The sequence below is a fragment of the Streptosporangium sp. NPDC002524 genome (assembly GCF_040295985.1).
Taxonomy (GTDB): Bacteria; Actinomycetota; Actinomycetes; order Streptosporangiales; family Streptosporangiaceae; genus Streptosporangium.
The window spans coordinates 278554-301530 of the sequence record NZ_JBEOWK010000001.1 but is presented as its reverse complement, the minus strand read 5'-3'; the positions used below and the strand labels follow the sequence as shown (position 1 = coordinate 301530).

Sequence of the window (22977 nt, the reverse complement as noted above, 5' to 3'; positions counted from 1 at the left end):
CCGTCTTGTTATGGGATGAGAGGTGTCATGGACGAACGGTTTAGGGCGTCCGGCCGAGGTTAGAGGGACGGCTGTTTCGCTGCCCGACGATCATCAGGAGCGCCTTCCCACCACACCGTGCCAGGGAATCATGGTTTAACGGCTCATACGGTGTCGTGCCAACCATTACGCTCCGGTAGGGCAATATCACTCAGACAGTGGAGACGTACGTGGCCATCGATCTCGTTACTCGCCGTGAGTGGGGCGCCCGCCAGCCGCGCGGTTCCTACAGCAGGCTCACCTCCACCAAGGGAGTGAAGGTCCACTACACGGGTGGCCAGGTCAGCCCGGACATCGTGAACGACCACGCCAAGTGCGTCGCGCTGGTGAAATCCATCCAGAACCACCACATGGACGGCAACGGCTGGATCGACGTCGGCTACTCGATGCTGGTCTGCCCGCACCGGAAGGTCTTCGAGGGCCGCGGCCCGCACCACGTCCCGGCCGCCAACGGCTCCGGGCTCAACAGCGGCCACTACGCGGTGCTCGGCCTGGTCGGCTCCTCGGGGTTCACCAAGCCGACCGACGGCGTCCTGCACGGCATCCTGGACGCCATCGAATACCTCAGGGACAAGGGCGGCGCGGGCAGGGAGATCAAGGGGCACCGCGACGGCTACTCGACCAGCTGCCCCGGCGAGCCCCTGTACGCCTGGGTCAAGCGGGGCGCTCCCCGTCCCGGCGGGGCCCCCAACCCGCCGGAGCCGCACCCCTCCTTCCCCGGCCGCACCCTCAAGCAGCCGCCGGTGATGAAGGGCGAGGACGTCCGCACCTGGCAGCGGCAGATGAGCGACCGGGGCTGGGCGATCGACGTCGACGGCCTGTACGGCCCCGACTCCAGCGAGGTCTGCAGGAGGTTCCAGAAGGAGAAGGACCTGCCCGTCACCGGCGCCGTCGACCGCGCCACCTGGGACGCCACCTGGCAGGAGCCCGTCAGCTGATCCCTGTCCCGGGACGCCTCCCGCTGACCTCTGTCGGAAGGCTTCCCGGCAAGACCTCGGCCGGGCTCCGGGACCCTCCCCGTAGCCCCTGTCAGGACCCCCGGTGGGGCGCCCGCGCGATGGAGATCCGCCGGCTCGTACGGGTACCTCAGGCTGCTCCGCAAGGACCCCCGGCCTCGCCCGGCGACCCCTCACCCCCTAACGACCCCCTTTCGGAACGATCCGCGGACACCCCCTATTGACCCCACTGTTGGTATCCGTCCCGAACCCGGGGAGAGTTTCCGGCGGGGTGGCGCTTAGTATCCGGTGCATGACGGTGCCGCCTGAGGACCCTCGATCGGCCGCCGAGTTCCCACCGGTCACCCGTGACCGGTGGCGAGAGCTGGCGCTCGGGGTGTTGCGCAAGTCCGGGGTCGAGACCGGCTCCCCCGAGGAGGCGCTGGCCTCCACCACCCACGACGGGGTGACGATCGCGCCGATCTACGACGCGTCCGACCTGCCCGGCGACCCGGGCCTTCCCGGAGCCGCCCCCTACGTCCGCGGCTCCCGCCCCGCGGGCGGCTGGGAGGTGCGGCAGCGCCACGAGGAGCCCGATCCCGAGGCGATCCTGGCGGACCTGGAGAACGGCGTCACCTCGCTGTGGCTCGCCCTCGCCCCCGAGGACCTGCCCCGCGCCCTGGCGCCCGTCTACCTGGACCTGGTCTCGATCACGCTCGACGCGGGCAAGCGGACCCGCGAGGCGGCCGAGGCGCTCTTCGCACTCGCCGCGGAACGGGGAGCCCGGCCGCCCTCCGGCGACACGGCCGGAACGCCCGGCGGCGGCACGGGCACGGCGGTATCGGGCACGGCGGCGTCCGGTGGCCCTGGGACGATCTCCGGCTCCGGTGGTCCCGGTGGTCCCGGTGGTCCCGGTGGTCCCGGTGGTCCCGGTGGTCCCGGTGGTCCCAGTGGTCCCGGCGGTGAGCCCGGGACTGCCTCCGGTTCCGGTGCTCCCGGTGGCGGGCCGGGAGCGGTTCACGGCGGCCCCGGCCGCGCGCCCGGCGGTGGACCGGTGGTGCTCACCGGGAACCTCGGCGCCGACGTCCTCGCCGACGCGCGGACCGCGGTCGAGCTGGCCCGCCGCTGCGTCAAGGATCACCCGGGGCTCAGGGCGGTCGTCGTGGACGCCACCCCGTACCACGAGGCGGGCGGCGGCGACGCGGAGGAGCTCGGCTGCTCCGTCGCCGCCGGGGTCGCCGCGCTGCGGGCCCTGGTGGGCGCCGGCCTGACGATGGAGCAGGCGTTTGGGCAGCTGGAGTTCCGGTACGCCGCCACCGCCGACCAGTTCCTCACCATCGCCAAGCTCCGGGCCGCCCGCAGGCTCTGGGCCCGCGTCGCCGAGGTGTGCGGGGTCTCCGAAACCCCCGGTGTCTCCGGCGTCCCTGGTGTCTCCGGTGTTCCCGGTGTTTCCGGCGCGGCGCAGCGGCAGCACGCGGTGACCAGCTCGGCCATGATGACCGCCCGCGACCCGTGGGTGAACATGCTCCGTACCACGCTCGCCTGCTTCGCGGCCGGGACCGGCGGGGCCGACGCGGTGACCGTGCAGCCCTTCGACGCCCGGCTCGGCCTGCCGGACGCCTTCGCCCGCCGCATCGCCCGCAACACCCAGTCGCTGCTCGTGGAGGAGGCCGGGGTGGCCCGGGTGATCGACCCGGCCGGGGGCTCCTTCTACGTGGAGCGGCTCACCGAGGACCTGGCGGGCCGGGCCTGGACGTGGTTTCAGGAGATCGAGCGCGCCGGGGGCATGGCCGACGCCCTCGCCTCCGGGTTCGTCGCGGAACGGCTCGCCGCCACCTGGGAGCGGCACGCGGCCGCGATCGCCAGGCGCCGCGACCCGATCACCGGCGTCAGCGAGTTCCCCGATCTGGCCGAGAAACCGCTCAACAGGCGGCCCAGGCCCGCCGAGGCTGCCGGAAGCGCAGGGGACTCAGGGAGCCCAGGGGTCCCAGGGGTCCCAGGGGTGCACTACGCGCAGGAGTTCGAGGCGCTGCGCGACCTGGCCGACGCCCAGGAGACCCGCCCGAAGGTCTTCCTGGCGACCATCGGCCCGGTGGCCGCGCACACCGCGAGGGCGTCGTTCGCGGCCAACCTGTTCCAGGCGGGCGGCATCGCCACCGTGACCGGCGGCGCCGTCACGGACCCCGGCGAGATCGCCGCCGCGTTCACCGCCGAAGGCGCGAAGATAGCGTGCCTGTGCTCCAGCGACCGGCTGTACGCCGGGCACGCCGAGGCGGTGGCCGCCGCGCTGCGGGACGCGGGGGCGGTAAAGGTCTGGCTGGCGGGGAAGGGAGAGTTCGAGGGCGTGGACGCCAACCTCTACGCGGGGTGCGACGCGCTCGGCGTGCTCCGGACGACCTTCGACGACCTGGGGGTGGCTCGATGATTCCCGACTTCTCCGGCATCGAACTCGGCCCCCGCCCGGCTGCCCCGGCCCCCGGCCCGGGGGCCCGGCCCGACGCGGGAACCCCGGACCAGGGCCCTGCTTCTGACCTGACGGCCCGGCCCGGCGCGGGGACCCCGGACCAGGCCCGGGATCCCGATCCGGCGGCCCGACTCGGCGCGGAAGCCCCGGACCAGGCTCCGGATCACGACACGAAGGCCCGGCCCGGTGCGGAAACCCCGGCCCCCGGCCCGGAGGCACTGGAGGCCTGGGCGCGGTCCGTGCGGGAGACCACCGGGAGCGACCCCGGGGACCTGGTGTGGGAGACGCCCGAGGGGATCGGCGTCAAGCCGCTCTACACCGCCGCCGACCTGGCCGGGCTCGGCTCCCTCGACACCTACCCCGGGGCGGCCCCCTTCCTGCGCGGCCCGTACCCGACCATGTACGTCAACCAGCCCTGGACCATCCGCCAGTACGCCGGGTTCTCCACCGCGGCCGAGTCCAACGCCTTCTACCGGCGCAACCTGGCCGCCGGGCAGAAGGGCCTGTCGGTCGCCTTCGACCTGGCCACCCACCGGGGCTACGACTCCGACCACCCGAGGGTGGCCGGGGACGTCGGCATGGCGGGCGTGGCCATCGACTCCATCTACGACATGCGGCAGCTGTTCGACGGGATCCCCCTCGACAGGATGAGCGTGTCGATGACCATGAACGGCGCGGTGCTCCCGGTGCTCGCGCTCTACGTCGTCGCCGCCGAGGAACAGGGGGTGGCCCCCGAGCAGCTCGCCGGGACCATCCAGAACGACATCCTCAAGGAGTTCATGGTCCGCAACACCTACATCTACCCGCCGGGCCCCTCGATGCGGATCATCTCCGACATCTTCGCGTACACCAGCGAGAGGATGCCGAAGTTCAACTCGATCTCGATCTCCGGGTACCACATCCAGGAGGCCGGGGCCACGTGCGACCTGGAGCTGGCCTACACCCTCGCCGACGGGGTGGAGTACCTGCGGGCGGGCGTCGGGACGGGCCTGGACATCGACGCCTTCGCGCCGCGCCTGTCGTTCTTCTGGTGCATCGGCATGAACTTCTTCATGGAGGTCGCCAAGCTGCGGGCGGCGCGGCTGCTCTGGGCGCGGCTGGTGGCCGGGTTCGGGGCGAAGAACCCCAAGTCGCTCTCGCTGCGGACCCACTCGCAGACCTCCGGCTGGTCGCTCACCGCCCAGGACGTCTACAACAACGTCGTCCGCACCTGCGTCGAGGCGATGGCCGCCACCCAGGGCCACACCCAGTCGCTGCACACCAACGCCCTCGACGAGGCGCTCGCCCTGCCCACCGACTTCTCCGCGCGGATCGCCCGCAACACCCAGCTGCTGCTCCAGCAGGAGTCGGGCACCTGCCGGGTGATCGACCCCTGGGGCGGCTCCTACTACGTCGAGCGGCTCACCCACGAGCTGGCCACCAGGGCGTGGGGCCACATCGAGGAGGTCGAGGCCGCCGGGGGCATGGCCAGGGCGATCGACCAGGGCCTGCCGAAGCTGCGCATCGAGGAGGCCGCCGCCCGCACCCAGGCGCGCATCGACTCCGGGCGCCAGCCGGTCATCGGGATCAACAAGTACCGGCTCGACGTCGACGAGCCCATCGAGGTGCTGAAGGTCGACAACACCTCGGTACGCGCCCAGCAGCTGGAGAAGCTGCGCCGCCTGCGCGAGGAGCGCGACCCCGACCGGGTGGAGGAGGCGCTCACCGCGCTCACGAAGGGTGCCGCGGGCGACGGCAACCTCCTCGCGCTGTCGATCGAGGCGGCCCGCGCGATGGCCACGGTCGGGGAGATCTCCGACGCGCTGGAGCGGGTGTTCGGGCGGCACGCGGCGCAGATCCGTACGATCACCGGGGTCTATCGCGAGGAGGTGGGATCGGGCGTGGACGGAGTCCGCGCGGCCTGCGCCGAGTTCGAGCGCCTGGAGGGCCGCCGTCCCCGCATCCTGGTGGCGAAGATGGGCCAGGACGGCCACGACCGGGGCCAGAAGGTGATCGCCACGGCCTTCGCCGACCTCGGCTTCGACGTGGACGTCGGCCCGCTGTTCCAGACGCCCGACGAGGTCGCCCGCCAGGCGGTCGAGGCCGACGTGCACGTGGTGGGCGTGAACTCGCTCGCCGCCGGGCACCTCACGCTCGTGCCCGCGCTCCGCGAGGCGCTCACCGCGCTGGGCGCCGACGACATCATGATCGTGGTCGGCGGGGTCATCCCGCCGGGCGACTTCGACGCGCTGCGCGTGGCGGGCGCGAGCGCGATCTTCCCGCCCGGTACCGTGATCGCCGACGCCGCCCGGGGCCTGCTGGCGGACCTGCTCACCCGGCTGGGCCACGACGCGGACGCTCTCACCCGGCTGGGCCACGACGCGGACGCTCTCACCCGGCCGGGCCATGACACGGACGCTCTCACCCGGCCGGGCCATGACACGGACGCCCTCACCGGGACGGGCCACGACGCGGACGTTCTCACCCGGCCGGGCCATGACGCGGACGCTTGAGGACTACGTCCAGGGGGTGAAGGAGGGGTCCGTGGCGTGGATCGCGCGGGCGATCACGCTGGTGGAGTCCTCCCGGGCCGACCACCGGGACCTGGCCCAGCGGCTGCTGGCGGAGCTGACCCCCCTCGGCGGCGCGGCGCGCAGGGTCGGCATCACCGGCGTGCCCGGCGTCGGCAAGTCCACGTTCATCGACGCGCTCGGCACCCGGCTGACCGGGCGGGGCCACCGGGTGGCGGTGCTCGCCGTCGACCCGTCCTCGACGCGTACGGGCGGGAGCATCCTGGGCGACAAGACCAGGATGTCCCGCCTGGCGGTCGATCCGGACGCCTTCATCCGCCCCTCGCCCACCTCCGGCACCCTGGGCGGGGTCACCAGGGCGACCCGCGAGGCGATGGTCGTGGTGGAGGCGGCCGGATACGACGTCGTCCTCGTGGAGACCGTCGGCGTCGGCCAGTCCGAGACCGCGGTGGCCGACATGGTCGACACCTTCCTGCTGCTCACCCTGGCCAGGACGGGCGACCAGCTCCAGGGCATCAAGAAGGGGGTGCTGGAGCTCGCCGACGTGATCGCGATCAACAAGGCCGACGGGTCCGAGGGCAGCCCCCACGAGCTGGACGCGCGCAAGGCCGCCAGGGAGCTCGCCGGGGCGCTCCGCCTGCTGGGCGCGGAGCGGACGCCCCCGGTGCTCACCTGCAGCGGGCTCACCGGCAACGGGCTGGACGAGCTCTGGGAGCGGGTCGTCCGGCACCGCGACGCCCTGGAGGCCTCGGGGGAGCTCGCCGAGCGCCGCCGCCGCCAGCAGGTCCGCTGGACCTGGGCCCTGATCACCGACAGGCTGCTCACCCGGCTGCGCGAGCACCCCGAGGTCGCGGCGATCGTCGCCGGGGTGGAACGCGAGGTCCAGGAGGGCACCCTCACCCCGTCGCTGGCCGCCGACCGCATCCTCGCGGCCTTCACCAAGGAGGGCTGACGGCCCTGGGCGCTCTTCGCCGAGGACGGTCGGCCCCAGACGGTCTTCACCGAGGAGGGCCGTCGGTCCCGGGCGGCCTTCATCGAGGAGGGCCGACGGCTCCGGGCCCGCCGTCACTTTGGGCTACGCCAGGTCATCGCGCGATTGGCGCCTGATCCACCATTAAAACGCCGATGTTAAGCGGATGTTAACGAGGCTCGTGTCCGAAAGTGGCAAGATTTATATTCTATACGACCTTGATCACTTCTAGCAGGTCATGTGATACTTCGTGCGAAGATTAACTAAAGTTGTGATGTGATGCGCTTTAGCGTGTAAAACGCAGAATGAGACAGGCGAGGAGGACCCGGAGCGCCCCGGGATTGTCGGCCGATCGGCCCCTGATCCGTCGGTTGACCAGTCCTTATCCACGCACCGGGTGGGAACAGGACATGTGGGATGTCCCGTTTCCGAAGACCGCCGCACCCACTCGTGCGAGCGGTTGTCTCGTGCTGCGTGAATTCACGTCACACGAGGTGGGAGACGTTTGCCTATGTCCATGGACGCGCACGTCCATACCGGTCGCCGGGCGAGATCCGTTCCGATGCGCCGGGCCCTGCCGGAGTTCCTGCGCGAACCTGCGGCGGCGCTCGCGGGATTCGCACAACAGGCCGACGGAGAGGTGGTACGGCTGGAACTGGGGCCGTTCCGCCCGTACCTGGTCACCCACCCCGATCACGTCCAGCAGGTGGTACGCACCGAATGGACGAATTACCAGCGTCAGGGGATGTTCTGGCGCCCCCTGGAGAGGCTGTTCGGAGACAGCATTCTGACGGACGGCGAGCACTGGCGGAACAGCCGGAAGATTCTGCAGCCCCTGTTCACCCCGCAGTACATCGCCACGATCGCCGACGAGATGGCCGATCGTGTCGCGGGGCGCGTCGAGGAGTGGGACGAGCACGTCCGGGCCGGTCGGAAAATCGATGGTGGCGCGGAGATGTCGGACATCCTCGGCTACATCGTCAACCGCACGCTGTTCGGCGACAAGCTGAACAGGCACGACGGGGAGCGCATCAACCCCGCCCTGGAGACGGCCTCCCGCTCGCTCGTCTACCGCATCCTCATGCCGTTCGTACCGTATTTCGTGCGCATCCCCGGCGACCGGGCCTTCCTGAAGGCGGTCAAGGCGATCGACGACGTGGTCTCCCCGGTCGTCCGCAAGGCGATGGCCACTCCCGACGACGGTGCCGACGTCATCTCCGTGCTCTGCCGCTCCGTCGACGAGAACGGCGAACGGCTCGACGCCAAGCAGATCCGCGACGCCCTGGTCAGCGTGTACGCCGCGTCGTCGGAGACCACCGCCACGATCCTCACCTGGCTGTGGCCGCTGCTGGACCGGCACCCGGACGTCGCGGCCAGGCTTCAGGCGGAGATCGACGACGTCGTCGGCGCGGGGCCGGTGCGTCCCGGGCACCTCCCGGACCTCCGCTACACCCGCATGGTCCTCCAGGAGACCCTGCGCATGTACCCGGCGGGCTGGCTCCTCCCCCGCGTGGCCGTGGAGGACGCGGAGATCGGCGGTGTGCGGATCAGGAGCGGTTCGACGCTGGTGATCAGTCCTTACGCCACGCAGCGGCTGGAGGAGTTCTGGGAGCGCCCGGACGAGTTCGACCCCGAGCGGTTCGCGCCCGGCAGGTCCGAGAGCGAAGGACGCCGGCACAGATACGCCTACTTCCCCTTCGGCGGCGGCCCGCACAGATGCCTGGGGGAGCATCTGTTCAACGTCGTGGCGCCGCTCATCGTCGCGAGCATCCTCGGCCGCTTCCGTCTGTCGGTTCGCACTCCCGGGCCGTTCACCACGGGGTGGACCGCCTCGCTGCGTCCCCGGCAGAAGGTCGAGCTGAGCATGTCCTGCGCCGGGCGCGATCGGAGCGGGGTCCTGTGACCGTGGCACAACCCGGTCCCGGTGCACGGCCGGAGGCCGCCGAGGCCGGGGCGATCTGCGCCCGTGCCGGACGGTCCCAGCGGGACATGCGCGGGTGGGCGGAGACCTATCCCGGCCTGTTCTCCGCGAAACCGTTCGACGCGGCCCTGTACAGCACGCTCTCGCTCGCCATGGCGTTCGGCGGGCCGTGGTTCAGCGCCGAGCAGCTGCGGGTGGCGAACAAGACCTCCCTCTGGGCGTTCGGCCTGGACTGGCTCGTCGACTACGTCGCCACCTCGTCGTCCGAGGTGGAGGACATCGCCCGGCGGTGCCTGGACGTGGCGGGGGGAGCCGCGCCGGTTCCCGGTGACGACCTCACCCGCATGCTCGGCGACATCCGCGACGAGCTCGCCTCCTCGCCCGCGTTCCCCGAACTCGGGCCGGTCTGGCGCGACGAGCTGGAGCGCATGCTCGACGGGATGCTCACGGAGTGGCGCTGGAAGACCGACAAGGTCGTCCCGGCCTTCGAGGAGTATCTCGGCAACGCCGGCAACCTCGGCTTCTCCTACGTGTTCGCCGCCCACTGGATCCACGTCACGGGCTCGGGCCCGGTCGCGGACGTCGGCCCCCTGCGCGAGGCGGGCTGGGCCGTGCAGCGGGTCATCCGCCTGCTCAACGACCTGGGCACCTACGAACGCGACGTCGCCTGGGGAGACCTCAACGTCCTGCTGCTCGGCGTCGGCCGCGCCGAGGTGGAGCGGCGGATCACCGGGCTCGCGGCCCGGAGCCGGGAGCTGATCGCCCCGCTGCGGGCCGCTCACCCCGAGCTGGCGGGCTACATGGAACGGCAGATGGACTTCTGCGCCGGCTTCTACCAGGTAGGCGACTACTGGGGGACGTTGTGAGCGTCGACGGCCTGTCCACCTTCACGGAGTTCGGCGCGGAGACCGGCGCCGGCGTCCGTACGGAGGGCCGCCCGGGGATCGACGCCGGGATCGACGCGGTCGCCGAGGCGCGCGCGCTGATCGCCGGGCTGCTGGCCGAGCCCTGGGGCCAGGTGTCCGCCTCTCCGTACGAGACCGGCCGGGTGGTGAGCCTGGCGCCGTGGCTGGCCGGGCACGCCGAGCGCGTCGAGTACCTGCTCGCCACCCAGCGGCCGGACGGCGGCTGGTCGCCCTCCGGTGAGCACACCCTCGTCCCCACCCTGAGCGCGGTCGAGGCGCTCCTGGCCGAGCTCGGGCGCGACACCTCCTCCAGCCGCGGGCTCCTCGTCAAGGCCGTCGGCCGCGGGCTGGAGGCCATCCGGAACTGGCACTTCCGGGCCGCCTGGCTGCCGGACACGCCCGCGGTCGAGCTCATCGTGGCGTCCCTGCTCGCCCTGATCGACGAGGAGGGACCGGAACCGTCCCCGGGCATGGGCGGCGCCAAGCTGGCGATCGTCAGGGCGCGGCTCGCGTCGGGCGCGGCGATCCCGCAGAAGCTGGTCCACGCCCTCGAGGTGGCGGGCCCGGAGGCGACGGCCGTCTCCGGGATCCTCCCCACGCCGATGCCCGGCGGGATGGCGGCCGTCGGGGCCTCGCCCGGGGCGAGCGCCGCCTGGCTGGCCGCGCCGCCCGAGCCGGGACCCGGAGCCGGGGCCGGGGAGCGCGCCGCGTGCAGGGCCGGGGACGAGGCGGCCGTACGGCGGTACCTGGAGGCCGTCGTGGCCTCCTCCGGCGGTCCGGTGCCGTGCACCCTTCCGATCACCGTGTTCGAGCGCGGCTGGACGCTGAGCTGGCTGCGGCGCGCGGGAGTCCCGGTGGACGCGCCGCCGGAGCTGGTCGCGAGCCTGCGGGACGGGCTCGGCCCCGGCGGGATCGCGACGGGTCCCGGCCTGCCCGCCGACGCCGACACCACCTCCGTCACCCTGTACGCGCTGGCGCTGCTCGGCGAGCCGCGCGAGCCGGAGGGGCTGTGGCCGTTCGAGCTGGAGACCCACTTCTGCACCTGGCGCGGGGAGGAGGGGATGTCCCCGACGACCAACGCGCACGTGCTCGACGCCTTCGGCGAGTACCGGCGCCGGTGCGGGGGAGAGCCCCGCCACGAGGCCGTCGTCGCCAAGCTGGGGGCCTGGTTGCGCGACCGCCAGGAGGCGGACGGCAGCTGGACGGACCGCTGGCACGTCTCGCCGTACTACGCCACGGCCTGCTGCGCGATCGCGCTGCGCGAGTTCGGCGGCGGGGAGTCGGCGGGCGCGGTGGGCGGTGCCGTGGACTGGGTGCTCGGCACCCAGCGCGGGAACGGGTCGTGGGGTCTCTGGGAGGGCACCGCGGAGGAGACCGCCTACGCGCTGCAGACCCTGTTGCTGGCCGGCGCGGCGCGGGACGGGCGGTGGCGGGAGGCCGTGGAGCGCGGATACCGCCACCTGCTGGCCGCCCGTGACGGTGAGACGCCATCGCTTTGGGTGGACAAGGACCTGTATCTACCGGTTGCGATCGTCAGGGCGGCCGTTCTGGGCGCGCTCCACCTGGCACGACGCGCGCTCGCCATTACGGGGGACGACTCGTATTGAGAATTGACCGTGAATTCAAAACAGGACACCAGGGCGCATCTACTCTGTCCGCCTTGAGGGTTTTTAGTGACATTGCTAAGGTTCGGCGGGTGTGATGTGGGGCGTCCCGCTGATCTCAGCGACGTGGCGAACGTTTGACTTGTTTGACCAGTTTGTGTCAACCGCCACGAAAAATGCCGTCTATTTTCTTTCTGCTTCCCGGGGTGGATACCATGCGCTTGCGTAACGCGAGCTTGCGGATCAAGGTCACGGCACTTCTGGTGTCGCTCGCCGCGCTCTGGGCGTTCACGGCATGGGTGACGGTTCGTGACGGTCTGAACATGCTGGGCGTGGCGACCCTCAACACCGAGGTGGCCGATCCGACCGAGCGGCTCCTCGTCGAGCTGCAGGCCGAGCGACGGCTGACCGCGATCACCCTGAGCTCGGTCGGCGGGGAACGCCAGCGGCGCGAGGCGATGGCCTCCCAGCGGAAGCGCACCGACGCCGCCGACGCGAACTTCCGGAAGCTCACCGGCGGCAGCGGGGTGGCACTGCTGGGAAGCCCCTCCCTGGAGCAGCGGATCGGCGAGACCAACCAGTTGACGGCCGACCTGTCCGCCGCGCGCAAGGCGATCGACGCCGGCCGGGTCAACCGGACCTGGGCGGCGGCGGAGTTCGCCGCCATCATCGACTCGATCTTCCGCCTCTACGACTCGCTGGCGACGCTGGACGACGATGAGCTCGCCAAGGACACCCGTACGCTCATCACGATGAACCGGGCCCGGGACATCCTGTCCCAGGAGGACGCCCTGGTGATGGGCGCCCTGACGGCGGGCCGGTTCGCCGACGGGGAGCAGGTCAGGTTCACGCAGCTGGTCGGCATGCGGGGCTTCCTCATCGAACGGGCGGTGGCCGAGCTGCCCCTCGCCGACCAGGAGGCCTACCGGCGGATGACCGCCGGCGAGCAGTTCACCCGGCTGCGCGTCATGGAGAACCAGCTGATCGAGGACCAGAACGCGGTGTCGGCCGGAGTGATCGACGTCGCGGGGTGGAGCTCCGACGCCCAGTTCGCGCAGACCAAGTTCAAGGAGACCGTGCTCACGGCCGGCAGCGGAGTGGTCGAGCGGTCGGGCCCGGTCGCCGTCGGCGTCATCGTGCGGCTCGCGCTCGCCGGCGGCCTGGGTCTCGTGGCCGTCATCGCCTCGGTCGTCCTGGCCATCACCACCGCCCGCGCCCTGGTCCAGCAGCTGGAGAAGCTGCGGGCCGCCGCCTGGGAGCTCGCCAACGAGCGGCTGCCCGCCGTGGTCGAGCGGATCGGCCACGGGCAGGTGGTGGACATCGCGACGGAGGCGCCTCCCCTCAAGTTCGGGGACGACCAGATCGGGCAGGTCGGCCAGGCGTTCAACGCCGTGCAGCGGACCGCCATCAAGGTCGCGGTGGAGCAGGCCCAGCTGCGCCGCGACATCGCCGACATCCTGCGCAACCTCGCCCGCCGCACCCAGTCGCTCGTGCACCGCCAGCTGAGCGTGCTCGACGTCATGGAACGGCGCGAGAACGACCCGCAGGAGCTGCGCGACCTGTTCAGGCTCGACCACCTGGCGACCCGCATGCGGCGCTACGCGGAGAACCTCCTCGTGCTCTCCGGCGCGGCGCCGGGCCGCGCCTGGCGCGACGCGGTCCCGATGATCGACGTGGTCCGCGGCTCCCTCGCCGAGATCGAGGACTACACCCGGGTCGACGTGATGCCCCTGGGAGAGGTCTCGCTGGACGGCCGGGCGGTGAGCGACGTCATCCACCTGGTCGCCGAGCTCGTCGAGAACGCCGCCTCCTTCTCCCCGCCCTACACGACGGTGCAGGTCGGCGGATACCTGGTGGCCCACGGCTACGCGCTGGAGATCGAGGACCGGGGCCTGGGCATGAGTCCCGCGGACATCGCGGACGCCAACGAGCGGATCGCCAACCCCCCGGAGCTCAAGCTCTCCGGCAACGCCCGCCTCGGCCTGTACGTCGTCAGCCGCCTGGCCGAACGGCACGACATCCGGGTGACCTTCAAGTCCTCCCCGTACGGGGGCACGACCGTCGTCGTCCTCATCCCGCAGGAGCTGATCAGCGAGGAGCCGGACCCCGCCGTCGGGGTCGGCGTGCCGCAGGCACGCCCGGCGAGCAGCTCGGAGATGAACGGCACCACCTCCGCGGTCACCGCGGTCCGCGGCAGGGTGGGCGACCCGATCGGCGTCACCGGCGGCCCCGGGCGGCCCCCGGGGGCGGAGGGGGAGGTCGTCGCCGAGCACGTTCCCGGCGCCGGGCCCGAAGCGCGGGAGCCCGCGTCGCCCGCCAACGGCAGGCCGCGTCCGGCGGGCCCCGCGCCCTCCGGCGGGTTCGCCGACCCCGGCCTTCTCGTCCCCCCCGCGCACTCCGGCCGTACCCCGGACCCCGGCCCGCTCGCCGGTCTCGCGGACCAGGCGCCCTCCGGGCGGCATTCCGCCGGGCCCGCGCCCGCGGAGGGTTTCACCGACCCGACGTTCCCCGGCCGCTTCGCCGACCCCTCGGCGCTCAGGCAGATGCCCGAGACCGGGCCTCCCGGCCGGCTGCCCGATTTCACGAGCCCCGGATCTCCCGTCACGCCGGTCGCTCCCGGCGGGGGCCTCGACGACTCCGGCGCCCACACACGTCCGGGCGGCTCCGGTACGTCGCTGCCGCCCGTGCTGCCCCCGCCCGACAGCAGCCACACCCCGGGTGGCCTGCCGAGGCGCGTCCCGCAGACCCACCTCGCCGCCCCGCTGCAGGAGGACGAGCCCGTGGCCCCGCCCCCGCCCGGCGACGCCGAGGAGCGCTCGCCGGAGATGATCCGCGCGGCCATGTCGTCCTTCCAGGCCGGTACGCGCCGAGGCCGCGACGAGGCCGCCCAGCTGCTCGACCACGAGGGCGAGCCGGTGGACGAGGGCGGGCCCGCCGTGTGATCCCCGTGGACGACCCCAAGACGCGCGTGCCAGGCAGGCGCCGACGAGCCGCCGGGAACCGGCGACGTGACAGTCGGCAGGCAGAAGGAGAGGACAACGAGTGGTGCAGGGAACAGGATCCTTCACGGACCTGGCCTGGTTGCTGGACGACCTGGTCTCGCGGGTGGAGGAAGCTCAGCACGGAATCGTGTTCTCCACAGACGGCCTGCTGCTGGCCGCGTCGGCGGGGTTCTCCCCGGCCGACGCCGAGCATCTGGCCGCCGTCGGATCGGCGATCCAGAGCCTGGGCCGCGGGGTCAGCGACCGGGTGGGCGGCGGGCCGATGCGCCAGACCATCATCGAGATGCGGACGGCGTACTTGATCGTCACCGCCGCCGGGCAGGGAGCGTGCCTCGCGGTGTTCTGCGGCGCCGAGGCCGACGTCGGCCTGGTGGCCTACGAGATGGCCATGCTCGTCACCCGGGTGGGGCAGTACCTCACCTCGCCCACCAGGACGGCCGAATCCTCCTTCAGGGGCGACCCTCCCAAGGGTGACGCCCACAGGGCCGACTCCCTCAGAGGAGATTCCCCCAGGGGCGACTCCCGCAGGGGCGACGGCACACGATGAGCATCTTCGACGAGCAGCCCGAGTCCCAGTGGGTCGGCGACGAGGCGGGGCCGATCGTCAGGCCGTACGTCCTGACGCGGGGCCGGACCGAACCGAGCCGCGGCCGGTTCGACCTCATCACCCTGGTGGTGACCATCCGGCAGGTCTCGTCGAGGGAACCGGGGCTGGACCCGGAGTGCCTGGCCATCGTGCGGCTGTGCCTGCAGGCCCAGTCGGTCGCGGAGATCGCGGCCCACACGAACCTTCCGGCAGGCACGGTCCGTGTCCTGCTCAGCGACCTGCTCGACCAGGGGTTCATCGCCATGCAAGAACCGCATTCGGAGACGGACATGCACGACGAGAGGCTGTACAGGGCGGTGCTCGATGGACTCCGTGCGCTCTAGTCGCGACGCCGGGCGCGTGAAGCTGCCCAAGGCGATCAAGATCCTGGTCGCGGGCGGGTTCGGCGCGGGCAAGACCACACTGGTCGGCGCGGTCTCCGAGATAGAGCCGCTGCGCACCGAGGAGACCCTGAGCGACCGGGGTATCGGCGTCGACGACCTCTCCGGCGTGGAGACCAAGCAGACCACTACGGTCGCCATGGACTTCGGCCGCATCACCATCGGCGACGACTACCGCCTCTACCTGTTCGGCACGCCGGGACAGGAGCGTTTCTGGTTCCTCTGGGACGAGCTGGCGCTGGGCGCGCTGGGCGCGGTGGTCCTCGCCGACACCCGCAGGCTGGCCGACTGCTTCCCCTCGCTCGACTACTTCGAGCGGCGCGAGACGCCCTTCATCGTCGCGGTCAACTGCTTCGACGGGGCCCGCCGCTACGAGCTCGACGAGGTCAGGCTCGGGCTGACCCTGCACGAGGACATCCCGATCGTGCTGTGCGACGCCAGGCAGCGGGAGTCGGGCAAGGAGGTGCTCATCACCCTCGTCGAGCACGCGATGCGGATGCGGCTGGGCACGACGTCCCGGCCGTCGGGCGCCGAACCCCCAACGGGACAGACCGCCGCCCGCTGACCCCTCGCCGGCCCGTCCCCCGGGGCGGGCGGCCCGGGGTAGGCGGCGCGTTCCCCAGGGCGGGCAGCCGGGGATAGACAGCGTTTCCCGGAGCAGGCAGTCCGGGATGGGCGGCGCGTTCCCGCAGAGCAGGTAGCTCGGGGCAGGCGGCGCGTTTCCCCAGGGCAGGCGGTGGCCCGTCGGCCCGGTGGGGCCTTCCGGGGAGGATCATCACCGCTCCGGGAGCGCTTTTACCCCTCCGGTAGGGATGAATCCCTCACCACCGAACGCCCTGGCGCGGCACCCCGTATCCGGCGTGCCACGATAGCGGCGATCACCTGGCGTCCTACCCTGCGGGGAAACCTATGTGTGACGATCCGAACATTCCTCTCACCGTCGCGCGGGCCCTCGGGGAGTACCGGGCGCTGCTGGACGAGCACGGGGTCACCTGGGGCGAGGACCCCATCTTCTACGTCAAGTCCATGGCGACCGACGCCTACCTGATGGGCACGACGAGCTTCTGGGAAGTCTGCTACGGCATGCTCGGCGCCCGCTATCCCGGGGCGCCGTTCGAGGAGCTCAGGGACCGCCTAGACGAGCTGGACATGGACGAGGTCGTGCGCGGCGTCCTCGCGGGCAGGGTGCTCGACAACCTCGCCGCGCTCCGCCTCACCGACGGGGGGACCGCGCTGCGCGCGCGGGCGCAGGCCGTGCTCGACGGCAGGCCCCTGCGCACGACGCTGCTGGTCGACTCCACCAGGTCAGGACCCGCCACCGTGCTGGTGGACGGGCGGGCGCACGTGGTCGGCCCCGGCGGCGCCCGGCTCATCAAGATCACGAGCCGGAGCGAGGTGGTCGCCGACGGCGTGCCGGTAGACCTGTCGCCCCTGACCCGCCCCGCCCCCGCCGCCCGCCTCCGGGTGCGCGCGGGCTTCCCCTGCAAGTGGAGCGTGTACGGCGAGCACGGCCAGGGCTGGTACCCCGAAGGCGCCCCCGACCGGCACGACTACCACGTGCTGCCCTACTTCCACGGCGACGACCTCGTCCTGGACGTCCCGGCCGAGACGCTCACCGTACGGGTGTCCAGGGGCATGGAGTACGGCTCCGCCCAGGTCACGGTCACCCCCGCGCCGGACGGGGAGACCCTCGTCGAGCTGACCCCCGAGCGGCTCTACGACGCGGCGGCCCTCGGCTGGTACGGCGGGGACATGCACGTCCACCTCAACTGGGCGGGCGACATGGTCGGCACGCCCGGGCTCGCGGGGATCATGCAGCACGGCGAGGACCTGCACGTCCTCAACCTGGTCGCCGGGAACGTCTCCTCCGAGCGGGTCTACGACTCCGAGGCGCTCGAACACTGGGCCGGGAAGGACCTGCCCTGGTCCGACGCCTCCCACGTGGCCAGGATCGGCGTCGAGTACCGCAACGACCTGCTCGGCCACCTCTACGCCTTCGGGGTCTCGGCCCCGCCCTCGCGCTTCCACACCGGCTTCCTCGGCACCGCCGACTGGCCGCCCAACAGCGTCGCCTGCGAGGAGCTCCGCGGCCTGGGGGCCGTCACCGGCTACAGCCACCCCTTCCACAACCCTTTCACCGACACGGACGGACCCGACAAGGCGCTGCAGTGGGGGCGTAACTGCTCCTCCCGGGAGATCGTCGCCGACGCGGCGCTCGGCCTCGTCGACACCCTGGACGTGCTCAGCCAGACCTCGATCACCGCGACCGCCGCCGTCTACCGGCGCCTGATCGGGGCGGGCAACCGCATCGCGGTCACCGCGGGCACCGACGCGATGGTCTCCTTCGCCCGGCGGGGGAACCAGTCCAACCCGCCCGGCTGGGCGCGCGTCTACGCCCGGGTGGACGGGCCGCTCACCGCCGCCTCGTTCGCCGAGGCGGTCAGGCGGGGCCGCACCTTCGGCACCACGGGACCCTGGCTGGAGCTGTCGGTCGCGGGCCACGGCCCGGGCGCCACCCTGGACCTGTCACCGGGGGAGCGGGTCACGGTCACCGCGCGGTCGGTCGGCCCGGAGGTGGAACGGCTGGAGATCCGCACCGCCGACGGCGTGCTGGCCGAGGGGCCGCCCGGCGAGCTCACCGCCGAACTGGCCGTCGGCGCCCCCACCTACGTCGTCGCCCTCGCCACCGGCGGCCCGCACGAGCGGTCCTTCACCGGCGAGGTGTACGCCCACACCAGCCCGGTCTACCTCGACGTGGGCGGCCGTCACGTGGCCAGGGCCGAGGACGTCGGCTGGTGCCTGGAATGGCTGGACGCCCTGGAGGAGCTGCTGCGGGAGGAGGGCACCTTCGAGACCCCCCGGCAGCTCGCCGACCACCTCGCCCTGATCGGCCGCGCCAGGCAGGTCTACCGGGACCGCCTGACCTGACGGCACACGACGGCGGGGCCACGGGTTACGTGCCACGGGCCGCTCACCGGGACCGCGTGCCCGGATCGCGCGCTTGGGCTGCTTGCCCGGACCGCGTACCTGGATCGCGTACCTGGATCGCGTATCTGGACCGCGCTTGGGCCGCGCGCCCTGGACCGTGCGATCGGACCGCATGCCCGGACCGCGTGCCCTGGACCGCACGCTTGGACCGCATGCCCGGACCGCTCGCGGGCCGGGACATGCGAGGCTTGTCGGCATGAACCGCCTCTCCAAGGTCGACCTGTCGCAGAAGCTCTCCAAGAAGGACGCCTCCGAGCGCCTCGACGCCGCTCTGGACCGCCTGCTCCGCCTGCGGCTCACGCTCGGCGGCCAGGTCGGCGAGCAGCGCATCGGCCCGCCGCTGTGCGTGGTCTTCGAGGGCTGGGACGCCTCGGGCAAGGGAGGGGCCATCAAGCGGCTGGTGCGTCCGCTCGACCCGCGTCACGTCCGCGTCGCCCAGTTCGCCGCGCCGACCTACGACGAGAAGCGCCACCACTTCCTGTGGCGGTTCTGGCCGGTCCTGCCCGGCTGGGGCGGGATGGCCGTGCTCGACCGCTCCTGGTACGGCCGGGTGCTGGTGGAGCGGGTCGAGGGCTTCGCCACCGAGGAGCAGTGGTCCCGCGCGTACGGGGAGATCGTGGAGTTCGAACAGACCCTCGCCGCCGAGGGCATGATCATGGTCAAGTTCTGGATGCACGTCTCCGAGGAGGAGCAGCTCAAGCGCTTCCAGGATCGGGCCGACGACCCGCTGCGGGCCTGGAAGCTCACCGACGAGGACTGGCGCAACCGTGAGAAGCGCCCGCAGTACGAGGTCGCGGTGGAGGAGATGCTCGACCGCACCGACCACCCGAAGGCGCCCTGGCACGTGGTCCCCGGCGACGACAAGCGCCTGGCCCGTGTCACGGTCGCGGAGACCGTCTGCGCCGCGATCGAGGCCGAACTCGCCGCCAGGGGCCACGAGCCGGTGACCTCCTCCCCGGCGGGCGCCGCCGCCGACGAGTAGCGAGGCCGTGTCGCAGGCGCAGGCGCAGGCGTAGTGGGCATCGGCATCGCTGCTGTCAGTACCAGTACCAGTACCAGTACCAGTACCAGTGCTTGCGTTTGTGACAACGCCGGTGCCGGTGCCTTCGGTGTCCGCGTCGGTCTCGGTGTCGGTGTCGGTGTCGTTTCGCGCCGTTCCGGTGAGAAGTATGGGAGCGGCGGAAACGCCCCGGACCCCGGGACGCGCGGCAGAATCGAATGGCTGCCCGTTCGTTCGTCATCGCCGTTCGTCGTGGGCGGTTCGTCGTGGCGCTCGGCCGTCGCGGCTCGTCATTGCTTTTCTTCATCGCAGGAGGGTGCGGCGCATGCGGTTGGGGTCGCGGCTGAGCAGGCTGGACCGGCGGGTGTTCGCCATGGTGGCGGGCGCGAGGTTGCCCGGTCTCGAACGCGTCGTACCCGCGCTGTCGCGCGCGGCCGACAACTCGCTCCTGTGGGCCGGGGTGGCGGGGGCGCTGGCGGTCAGCGGGCGGCGGCCGCTGCGTCGGGCCGCGACCAGGGGGCTGCTCGCGGTCAGCCTCGCCAGCCCGCTGGTCAACCTGGTCGGCAAACAGGCCTTCCGCAGGAGCAGGCCGTCGGCCGAGGGGCTCCCGCTCGCCCGGTTGATCAAGATGCCCGCGTCGGCGTCGTTCCCCTCGGGCCACTCCGCCTCGGCCGGAGCCTTCGCCGCGGCCGTGGCGCTGGAGGCGCCCCGCGCGGTCGCGGTGCCCGTCGCGCTCCTCGCGGCGGCCGTCTGCTTCTCCCGCGTCTACACCGGCGTGCACTATCCCGGCGACGTGCTCGCCGGGGCCGGGATCGGCGTGGCGGCGGGGCTGATCACCCGTCGCATCTGGCCCGACGCCGGTGAGGCGGGGCAGGCGCGCGCCGCCCTCACGGCGCCGTCCGCGCGGCTCGACCAGGAGGGCGAGGGGACGGTCGCCGTGGTCGACGGTTCCGCCGACGCCGTCGCGGGGACGGCCGAGGCGCTGCGCGAGGCCCTGCCCCGGGCCGAGGTCGTCGAGGTGGCGCCGGGCGCCGACCTCGGGGCCGCCGTGCGGGAGGCCGCCTCGCGGGCCAAGGTGCTCGCGGTGGCCGGGGGAGACGCCGTGGTCAACCTGGCGGCCCAGGAGACGGCGGGCGGGGCGACCCCGCTGCTGGTCGTTCCCGCGAGCGTACGCGGCCAGTTCGCCCGCGCGCTCGGGGTGGAGACCCCGGAGGAGGCCGTGACGGCGTACCGCAGCGGCGACCTCGTGGCCGTCGACGTCGGCGAGGTCGCGGGCCGGACGTTCGTCAACACCGCCAGCGTGGGCTTCTACCCGGCGCTGGTGGAGCGCAGGGAGCGGCGGCAGGGCCGGATCGGCAAGCTGCCCGCGCTGTTCTGGGCGATGGCCGAGGTGCTCGGCCCGGGGGGCGCGCAACCCGTCGACCTCGTCGTGGACGGGGTGCCCCGGCGCGTCTGGATGGTGTTCGTGGGCAACTGCCGCTACGGGGCGCGCGGCGGGGCCCCCGCCAGGAGGCAACGCCTGGAGGACGGCCTGCTGGACATCCGCGTGCTCGCCGCGGCCGACCGGCTGCCCCGGCTGAGGGTGTTCCTCAGCCTCCTGGCCGGACGGGTGAAGCTGTCACGCCACTACCAGCAGTGGCAGGCCGACACGCTGCGTGTCTCCGCGCCCTCGGGAAGGTTGTCGCTGGCACGCGACGGCGAGACGTTCACGGTCACGGGCGAGGTGGAGTTCACCAAACGCCCGCGGTCGCTCCTCGTGATCCGGCCGGCCGGCTGAGTTCCGGGCGGCGTCTCGGCCGTACTGTCAGAGATTGCCGATTCCCGGGCACTGTTTGACGCCCAGTGATCGATCCGGCGATAGTTGTGCAGGTGACTCCCCCCCGTTTGCTCGCCTGTGCCGTGGTCACCCTGGTGGCCCTCACCGCCTGCACCCCGTCTCCGAGCGAGCCCGTGGTCGGCCCGGCCACCGCGGGCGGCACGGTGGGCGCCGGACAGGGATCGGAGGGCGGAGGCTCCTCGTCTCCCACCGGGCCGCCCGCCGCCGTGACGCTGACGTCCGACGAGTACCGGGCAGAGCTGGAGGAGGCGCGCGAGCCGGTGCGCGCCGCGGTGAAGAAGCTGGCCACGACCGGCGGCCTGAAGACCCTCGGCAAGCAGCTGCAGAAGACCTCCGGCGCGGTGGAGGGCGCGGTGACCCGGCTGTCCGCGCTGGCGCCTCCCGCCGAGGTGAAGACCCAGCACGACAGCTACGTCGAGGCTCTGGGCCGGCTGCGGACCTCCTTCGACACCGCCCGCCAGGACGCCGAGGAGCAGCGGGTGTGCACCGGCCCGGCCGTGCTGACCGGCATGGCGGAGGCGGACCAGCTGTCCGACGTGGAAGACGTCGCCAAGACGCTGAGCGGGTATCCGGCGAGCGTCATCCCGGTCAAGGCGGCCAAGAAGCGCGACCGCAGGCTGTCCAACGGCAGGTTCATCGCCTCCGAGGGACGCACGGGCCGCGCCTACCTCGAGCTGCGCAACGGCACCAAGCAGGACGCCGTCGTCGTCCTGGTGCGCGGCAAGAAGAAGGCCGTCACCGTGTACGTCCGCAGGAAGTCCAACTTCAAGATCCGCGGTGTCCGGGACGGCAGCTACAAGATCTACTACACCCTCGGCCAGGACTGGGACGCGAAGGCGCGCACCTTCACCCGGTCGTGCGCCTTCGAGCAGTTCGGCAAGTCCGTGCGGTTCAGGACCGTCCACACCGCGACCCAGATCCGCTGGACCGACTGGACGATCACCCTGCACGCCGTGACCGGCGGCACCGTGAAGCCGAAGAAGGTCAAGCCGGGCGACTTCCCCACCTGACGCGCCGTCTCTCCCGGGGGCGCTTTTCCTGGAACCGTCTCTCCCGGAGGCGTTTTCCCCGACGGGGGCCTCTCACGGCCTCCGGGGGCCTCGCGGGGGCCGCGTCCTCGGTCCGCGAGTCGGAGCCGGCCGGTTGTGGCCGGTGGAGAGCGCGAAGCGTGTTCGTGGCCTCGCGGGGTGTGAGACGTGGTGTGGTGCCGAGGGGGCTGCGGCTGGTGACCTGTGACGGACGCGTGGGCGATCGGGTGGGGCAGTAGCCCCGCGTGTCAAACTCCCCTCGCGGGGCGTCTCACCTCGCCCTGACACGTTCGTCCCTCCCCGGGCCGTCGGCTTTCGCGAGGTGTCCTCCCGAAGGGGGCGGCCCTGCCGGAGGGGCGTCACGGACCAGGGGACGCCGAAGGCCGGGAGGCGCCGGGAACGCGAAGACCGCGACCTCGTGACGAGGTCGCGGTCCCGGTGTCGTCTCGGCCTATCAGGTCGAGAAGAGCATCCCGACCCAGCTGCGCTGGCGGTGGTGGCCGTAGTGGCCGTGGTGCTGTGCACCCCAGGCGGGAGCGCCGTAGCCGGGAGCGCCGTGCACGGGCGGCGGGGGCGGCGGCGGAGCTGCGTGGGACTGCTGCGACCACTGGCTCTCCATGCGGGTCAGCGTCTCGAGCTCGCCGTAGTCCAGGAAGATTCCGCGACAGCTCTCGCACTGGTCGATGTGGACGCCGTTGCGCTCATAGGTGCGCATGGCGCCCCGACACTTGGGGCACTGCATCTGGCTGGTCTCCTTGTTCTGGCGTGGTAACCGAGTAACCACAAC

The 22977-nt window shown here is 72.3% G+C and carries 16 protein-coding genes; 15 read left to right on the top strand and 1 reads right to left on the bottom strand.

Annotation, left to right across the window (positions count from 1 at the left end; all coding sequences use genetic code 11):
• The first annotated feature begins 209 nt into the window (after positions 1 to 209).
• From ABT053_RS01210 to ABT053_RS01140, 15 genes are all read left to right on the top strand, one after another.
• On the top strand, positions 210 to 977 hold the full coding sequence (locus ABT053_RS01210; RefSeq protein ID WP_350966786.1) for a peptidoglycan recognition protein family protein: 768 nt from the start codon (positions 210 to 212) through the stop codon (positions 975 to 977).
• 310 nt (positions 978 to 1287) lie between these two features.
• Entirely contained in the window at positions 1288 to 3399 is a 2112-nt protein-coding gene (locus ABT053_RS01205; protein ID WP_350966784.1) for a methylmalonyl-CoA mutase family protein, read from the top strand.
• A complete protein-coding gene (gene scpA, locus ABT053_RS01200; protein ID WP_350966783.1) occupies positions 3396 to 5930 on the top strand; it encodes a methylmalonyl-CoA mutase in 2535 nt (844 codons plus the stop codon). The genes ABT053_RS01205 and scpA overlap by 4 nt, the downstream gene beginning before the upstream one ends.
• On the top strand, positions 5914 to 6900 hold the full coding sequence (gene meaB / locus ABT053_RS01195) for a methylmalonyl Co-A mutase-associated GTPase MeaB (RefSeq protein WP_350966782.1): 987 nt from the start codon (positions 5914 to 5916) through the stop codon (positions 6898 to 6900). Before scpA ends, meaB begins: the two co-directional genes overlap by 17 nt.
• Positions 6901 to 7480: 580 nt before the next feature.
• Positions 7481 to 8821: a cytochrome P450 gene (locus tag ABT053_RS01190; protein WP_350966781.1), complete on the top strand. Its 1341-nt coding sequence runs from the start codon at positions 7481 to 7483 to the stop codon at positions 8819 to 8821.
• A complete protein-coding gene (locus ABT053_RS01185) occupies positions 8818 to 9705 on the top strand; it encodes a terpene synthase family protein (RefSeq protein WP_350966780.1) in 888 nt (295 codons plus the stop codon). Before ABT053_RS01190 ends, ABT053_RS01185 begins: the two co-directional genes overlap by 4 nt.
• Entirely contained in the window at positions 9702 to 11351 is a 1650-nt protein-coding gene (locus ABT053_RS01180) for a prenyltransferase/squalene oxidase repeat-containing protein (protein WP_350966779.1), read from the top strand. The genes ABT053_RS01185 and ABT053_RS01180 overlap by 4 nt, the downstream gene beginning before the upstream one ends.
• A gap of 212 nt (positions 11352 to 11563) precedes the next feature.
• Positions 11564 to 14290 carry a sensor histidine kinase gene (locus ABT053_RS01175; RefSeq protein ID WP_350966778.1) on the top strand — a complete coding sequence of 909 codons (2727 nt, stop codon included), beginning with the start codon at positions 11564 to 11566 and terminating at the stop codon, positions 14288 to 14290.
• 103 nt (positions 14291 to 14393) lie between these two features.
• Positions 14394 to 14897, top strand: a complete 504-nt coding sequence (locus ABT053_RS01170) for a roadblock/LC7 domain-containing protein (protein WP_350966777.1) — start codon at positions 14394 to 14396, stop codon at positions 14895 to 14897.
• Positions 14894 to 15280 carry a DUF742 domain-containing protein gene (locus tag ABT053_RS01165; RefSeq protein ID WP_350966776.1) on the top strand — a complete coding sequence of 129 codons (387 nt, stop codon included), beginning with the start codon at positions 14894 to 14896 and terminating at the stop codon, positions 15278 to 15280. The genes ABT053_RS01170 and ABT053_RS01165 overlap by 4 nt, the downstream gene beginning before the upstream one ends.
• Positions 15261 to 15902, top strand: coding sequence for a GTP-binding protein (locus ABT053_RS01160; RefSeq protein ID WP_350966775.1), 642 nt, complete (start codon positions 15261 to 15263; stop codon positions 15900 to 15902). Before ABT053_RS01165 ends, ABT053_RS01160 begins: the two co-directional genes overlap by 20 nt.
• A 344-nt stretch (positions 15903 to 16246) precedes the next feature.
• A complete protein-coding gene (locus tag ABT053_RS01155; protein ID WP_350966774.1) occupies positions 16247 to 18265 on the top strand; it encodes a CehA/McbA family metallohydrolase in 2019 nt (672 codons plus the stop codon).
• 256 nt (positions 18266 to 18521) lie between these two features.
• Positions 18522 to 19307 carry a polyphosphate kinase 2 family protein gene (locus tag ABT053_RS01150; protein ID WP_350966773.1) on the top strand — a complete coding sequence of 262 codons (786 nt, stop codon included), beginning with the start codon at positions 18522 to 18524 and terminating at the stop codon, positions 19305 to 19307.
• Positions 19308 to 19650: 343 nt separating this feature from the next.
• Entirely contained in the window at positions 19651 to 21102 is a 1452-nt protein-coding gene (locus ABT053_RS01145) for a bifunctional phosphatase PAP2/diacylglycerol kinase family protein (protein ID WP_350966772.1), read from the top strand.
• Positions 21103 to 21194: 92 nt separating this feature from the next.
• On the top strand, positions 21195 to 22172 hold the full coding sequence (locus ABT053_RS01140; RefSeq protein ID WP_350966771.1) for a hypothetical protein: 978 nt from the start codon (positions 21195 to 21197) through the stop codon (positions 22170 to 22172).
• A gap of 472 nt (positions 22173 to 22644) precedes the next feature.
• On the opposite strand, the gene ABT053_RS01135 is transcribed toward ABT053_RS01140, so the two are convergent.
• Positions 22645 to 22932, bottom strand: a complete 288-nt coding sequence (locus tag ABT053_RS01135; protein ID WP_344745178.1) for a TFIIB-type zinc ribbon-containing protein — start codon at positions 22930 to 22932, stop codon at positions 22645 to 22647.
• Positions 22933 to 22977: the final 45 nt, after the last annotated feature.

Excerpts from the sequence above, each read along its gene's own strand:
- meaB (WP_350966782.1), top strand. The coding sequence starts at position 5,914 with ATGACGCGGACGCTTGAGGACTACGTCCAGGGGGTGAAGGAGGGGTCC.
- ABT053_RS01155 (WP_350966774.1), top strand. The coding sequence starts at position 16,247 with ATGTGTGACGATCCGAACATTCCTCTCACCGTCGCGCGGGCCCTCGGG.
- ABT053_RS01150 (WP_350966773.1), top strand. The coding sequence starts at position 18,522 with ATGAACCGCCTCTCCAAGGTCGACCTGTCGCAGAAGCTCTCCAAGAAG.
- scpA (WP_350966783.1), top strand. The coding sequence starts at position 3,396 with ATGATTCCCGACTTCTCCGGCATCGAACTCGGCCCCCGCCCGGCTGCC.
- ABT053_RS01135 (WP_344745178.1), bottom strand. The coding sequence starts at position 22,932 with ATGCAGTGCCCCAAGTGTCGGGGCGCCATGCGCACCTATGAGCGCAAC.
- ABT053_RS01190 (WP_350966781.1), top strand. The coding sequence starts at position 7,481 with ATGCGCCGGGCCCTGCCGGAGTTCCTGCGCGAACCTGCGGCGGCGCTC.
- ABT053_RS01160 (WP_350966775.1), top strand. The coding sequence starts at position 15,261 with ATGGACTCCGTGCGCTCTAGTCGCGACGCCGGGCGCGTGAAGCTGCCC.
- ABT053_RS01165 (WP_350966776.1), top strand. The coding sequence starts at position 14,894 with ATGAGCATCTTCGACGAGCAGCCCGAGTCCCAGTGGGTCGGCGACGAG.
- ABT053_RS01175 (WP_350966778.1), top strand. The coding sequence starts at position 11,564 with ATGCGCTTGCGTAACGCGAGCTTGCGGATCAAGGTCACGGCACTTCTG.
- ABT053_RS01205 (WP_350966784.1), top strand. The coding sequence starts at position 1,288 with ATGACGGTGCCGCCTGAGGACCCTCGATCGGCCGCCGAGTTCCCACCG.
- ABT053_RS01145 (WP_350966772.1), top strand. The coding sequence starts at position 19,651 with ATGCGGTTGGGGTCGCGGCTGAGCAGGCTGGACCGGCGGGTGTTCGCC.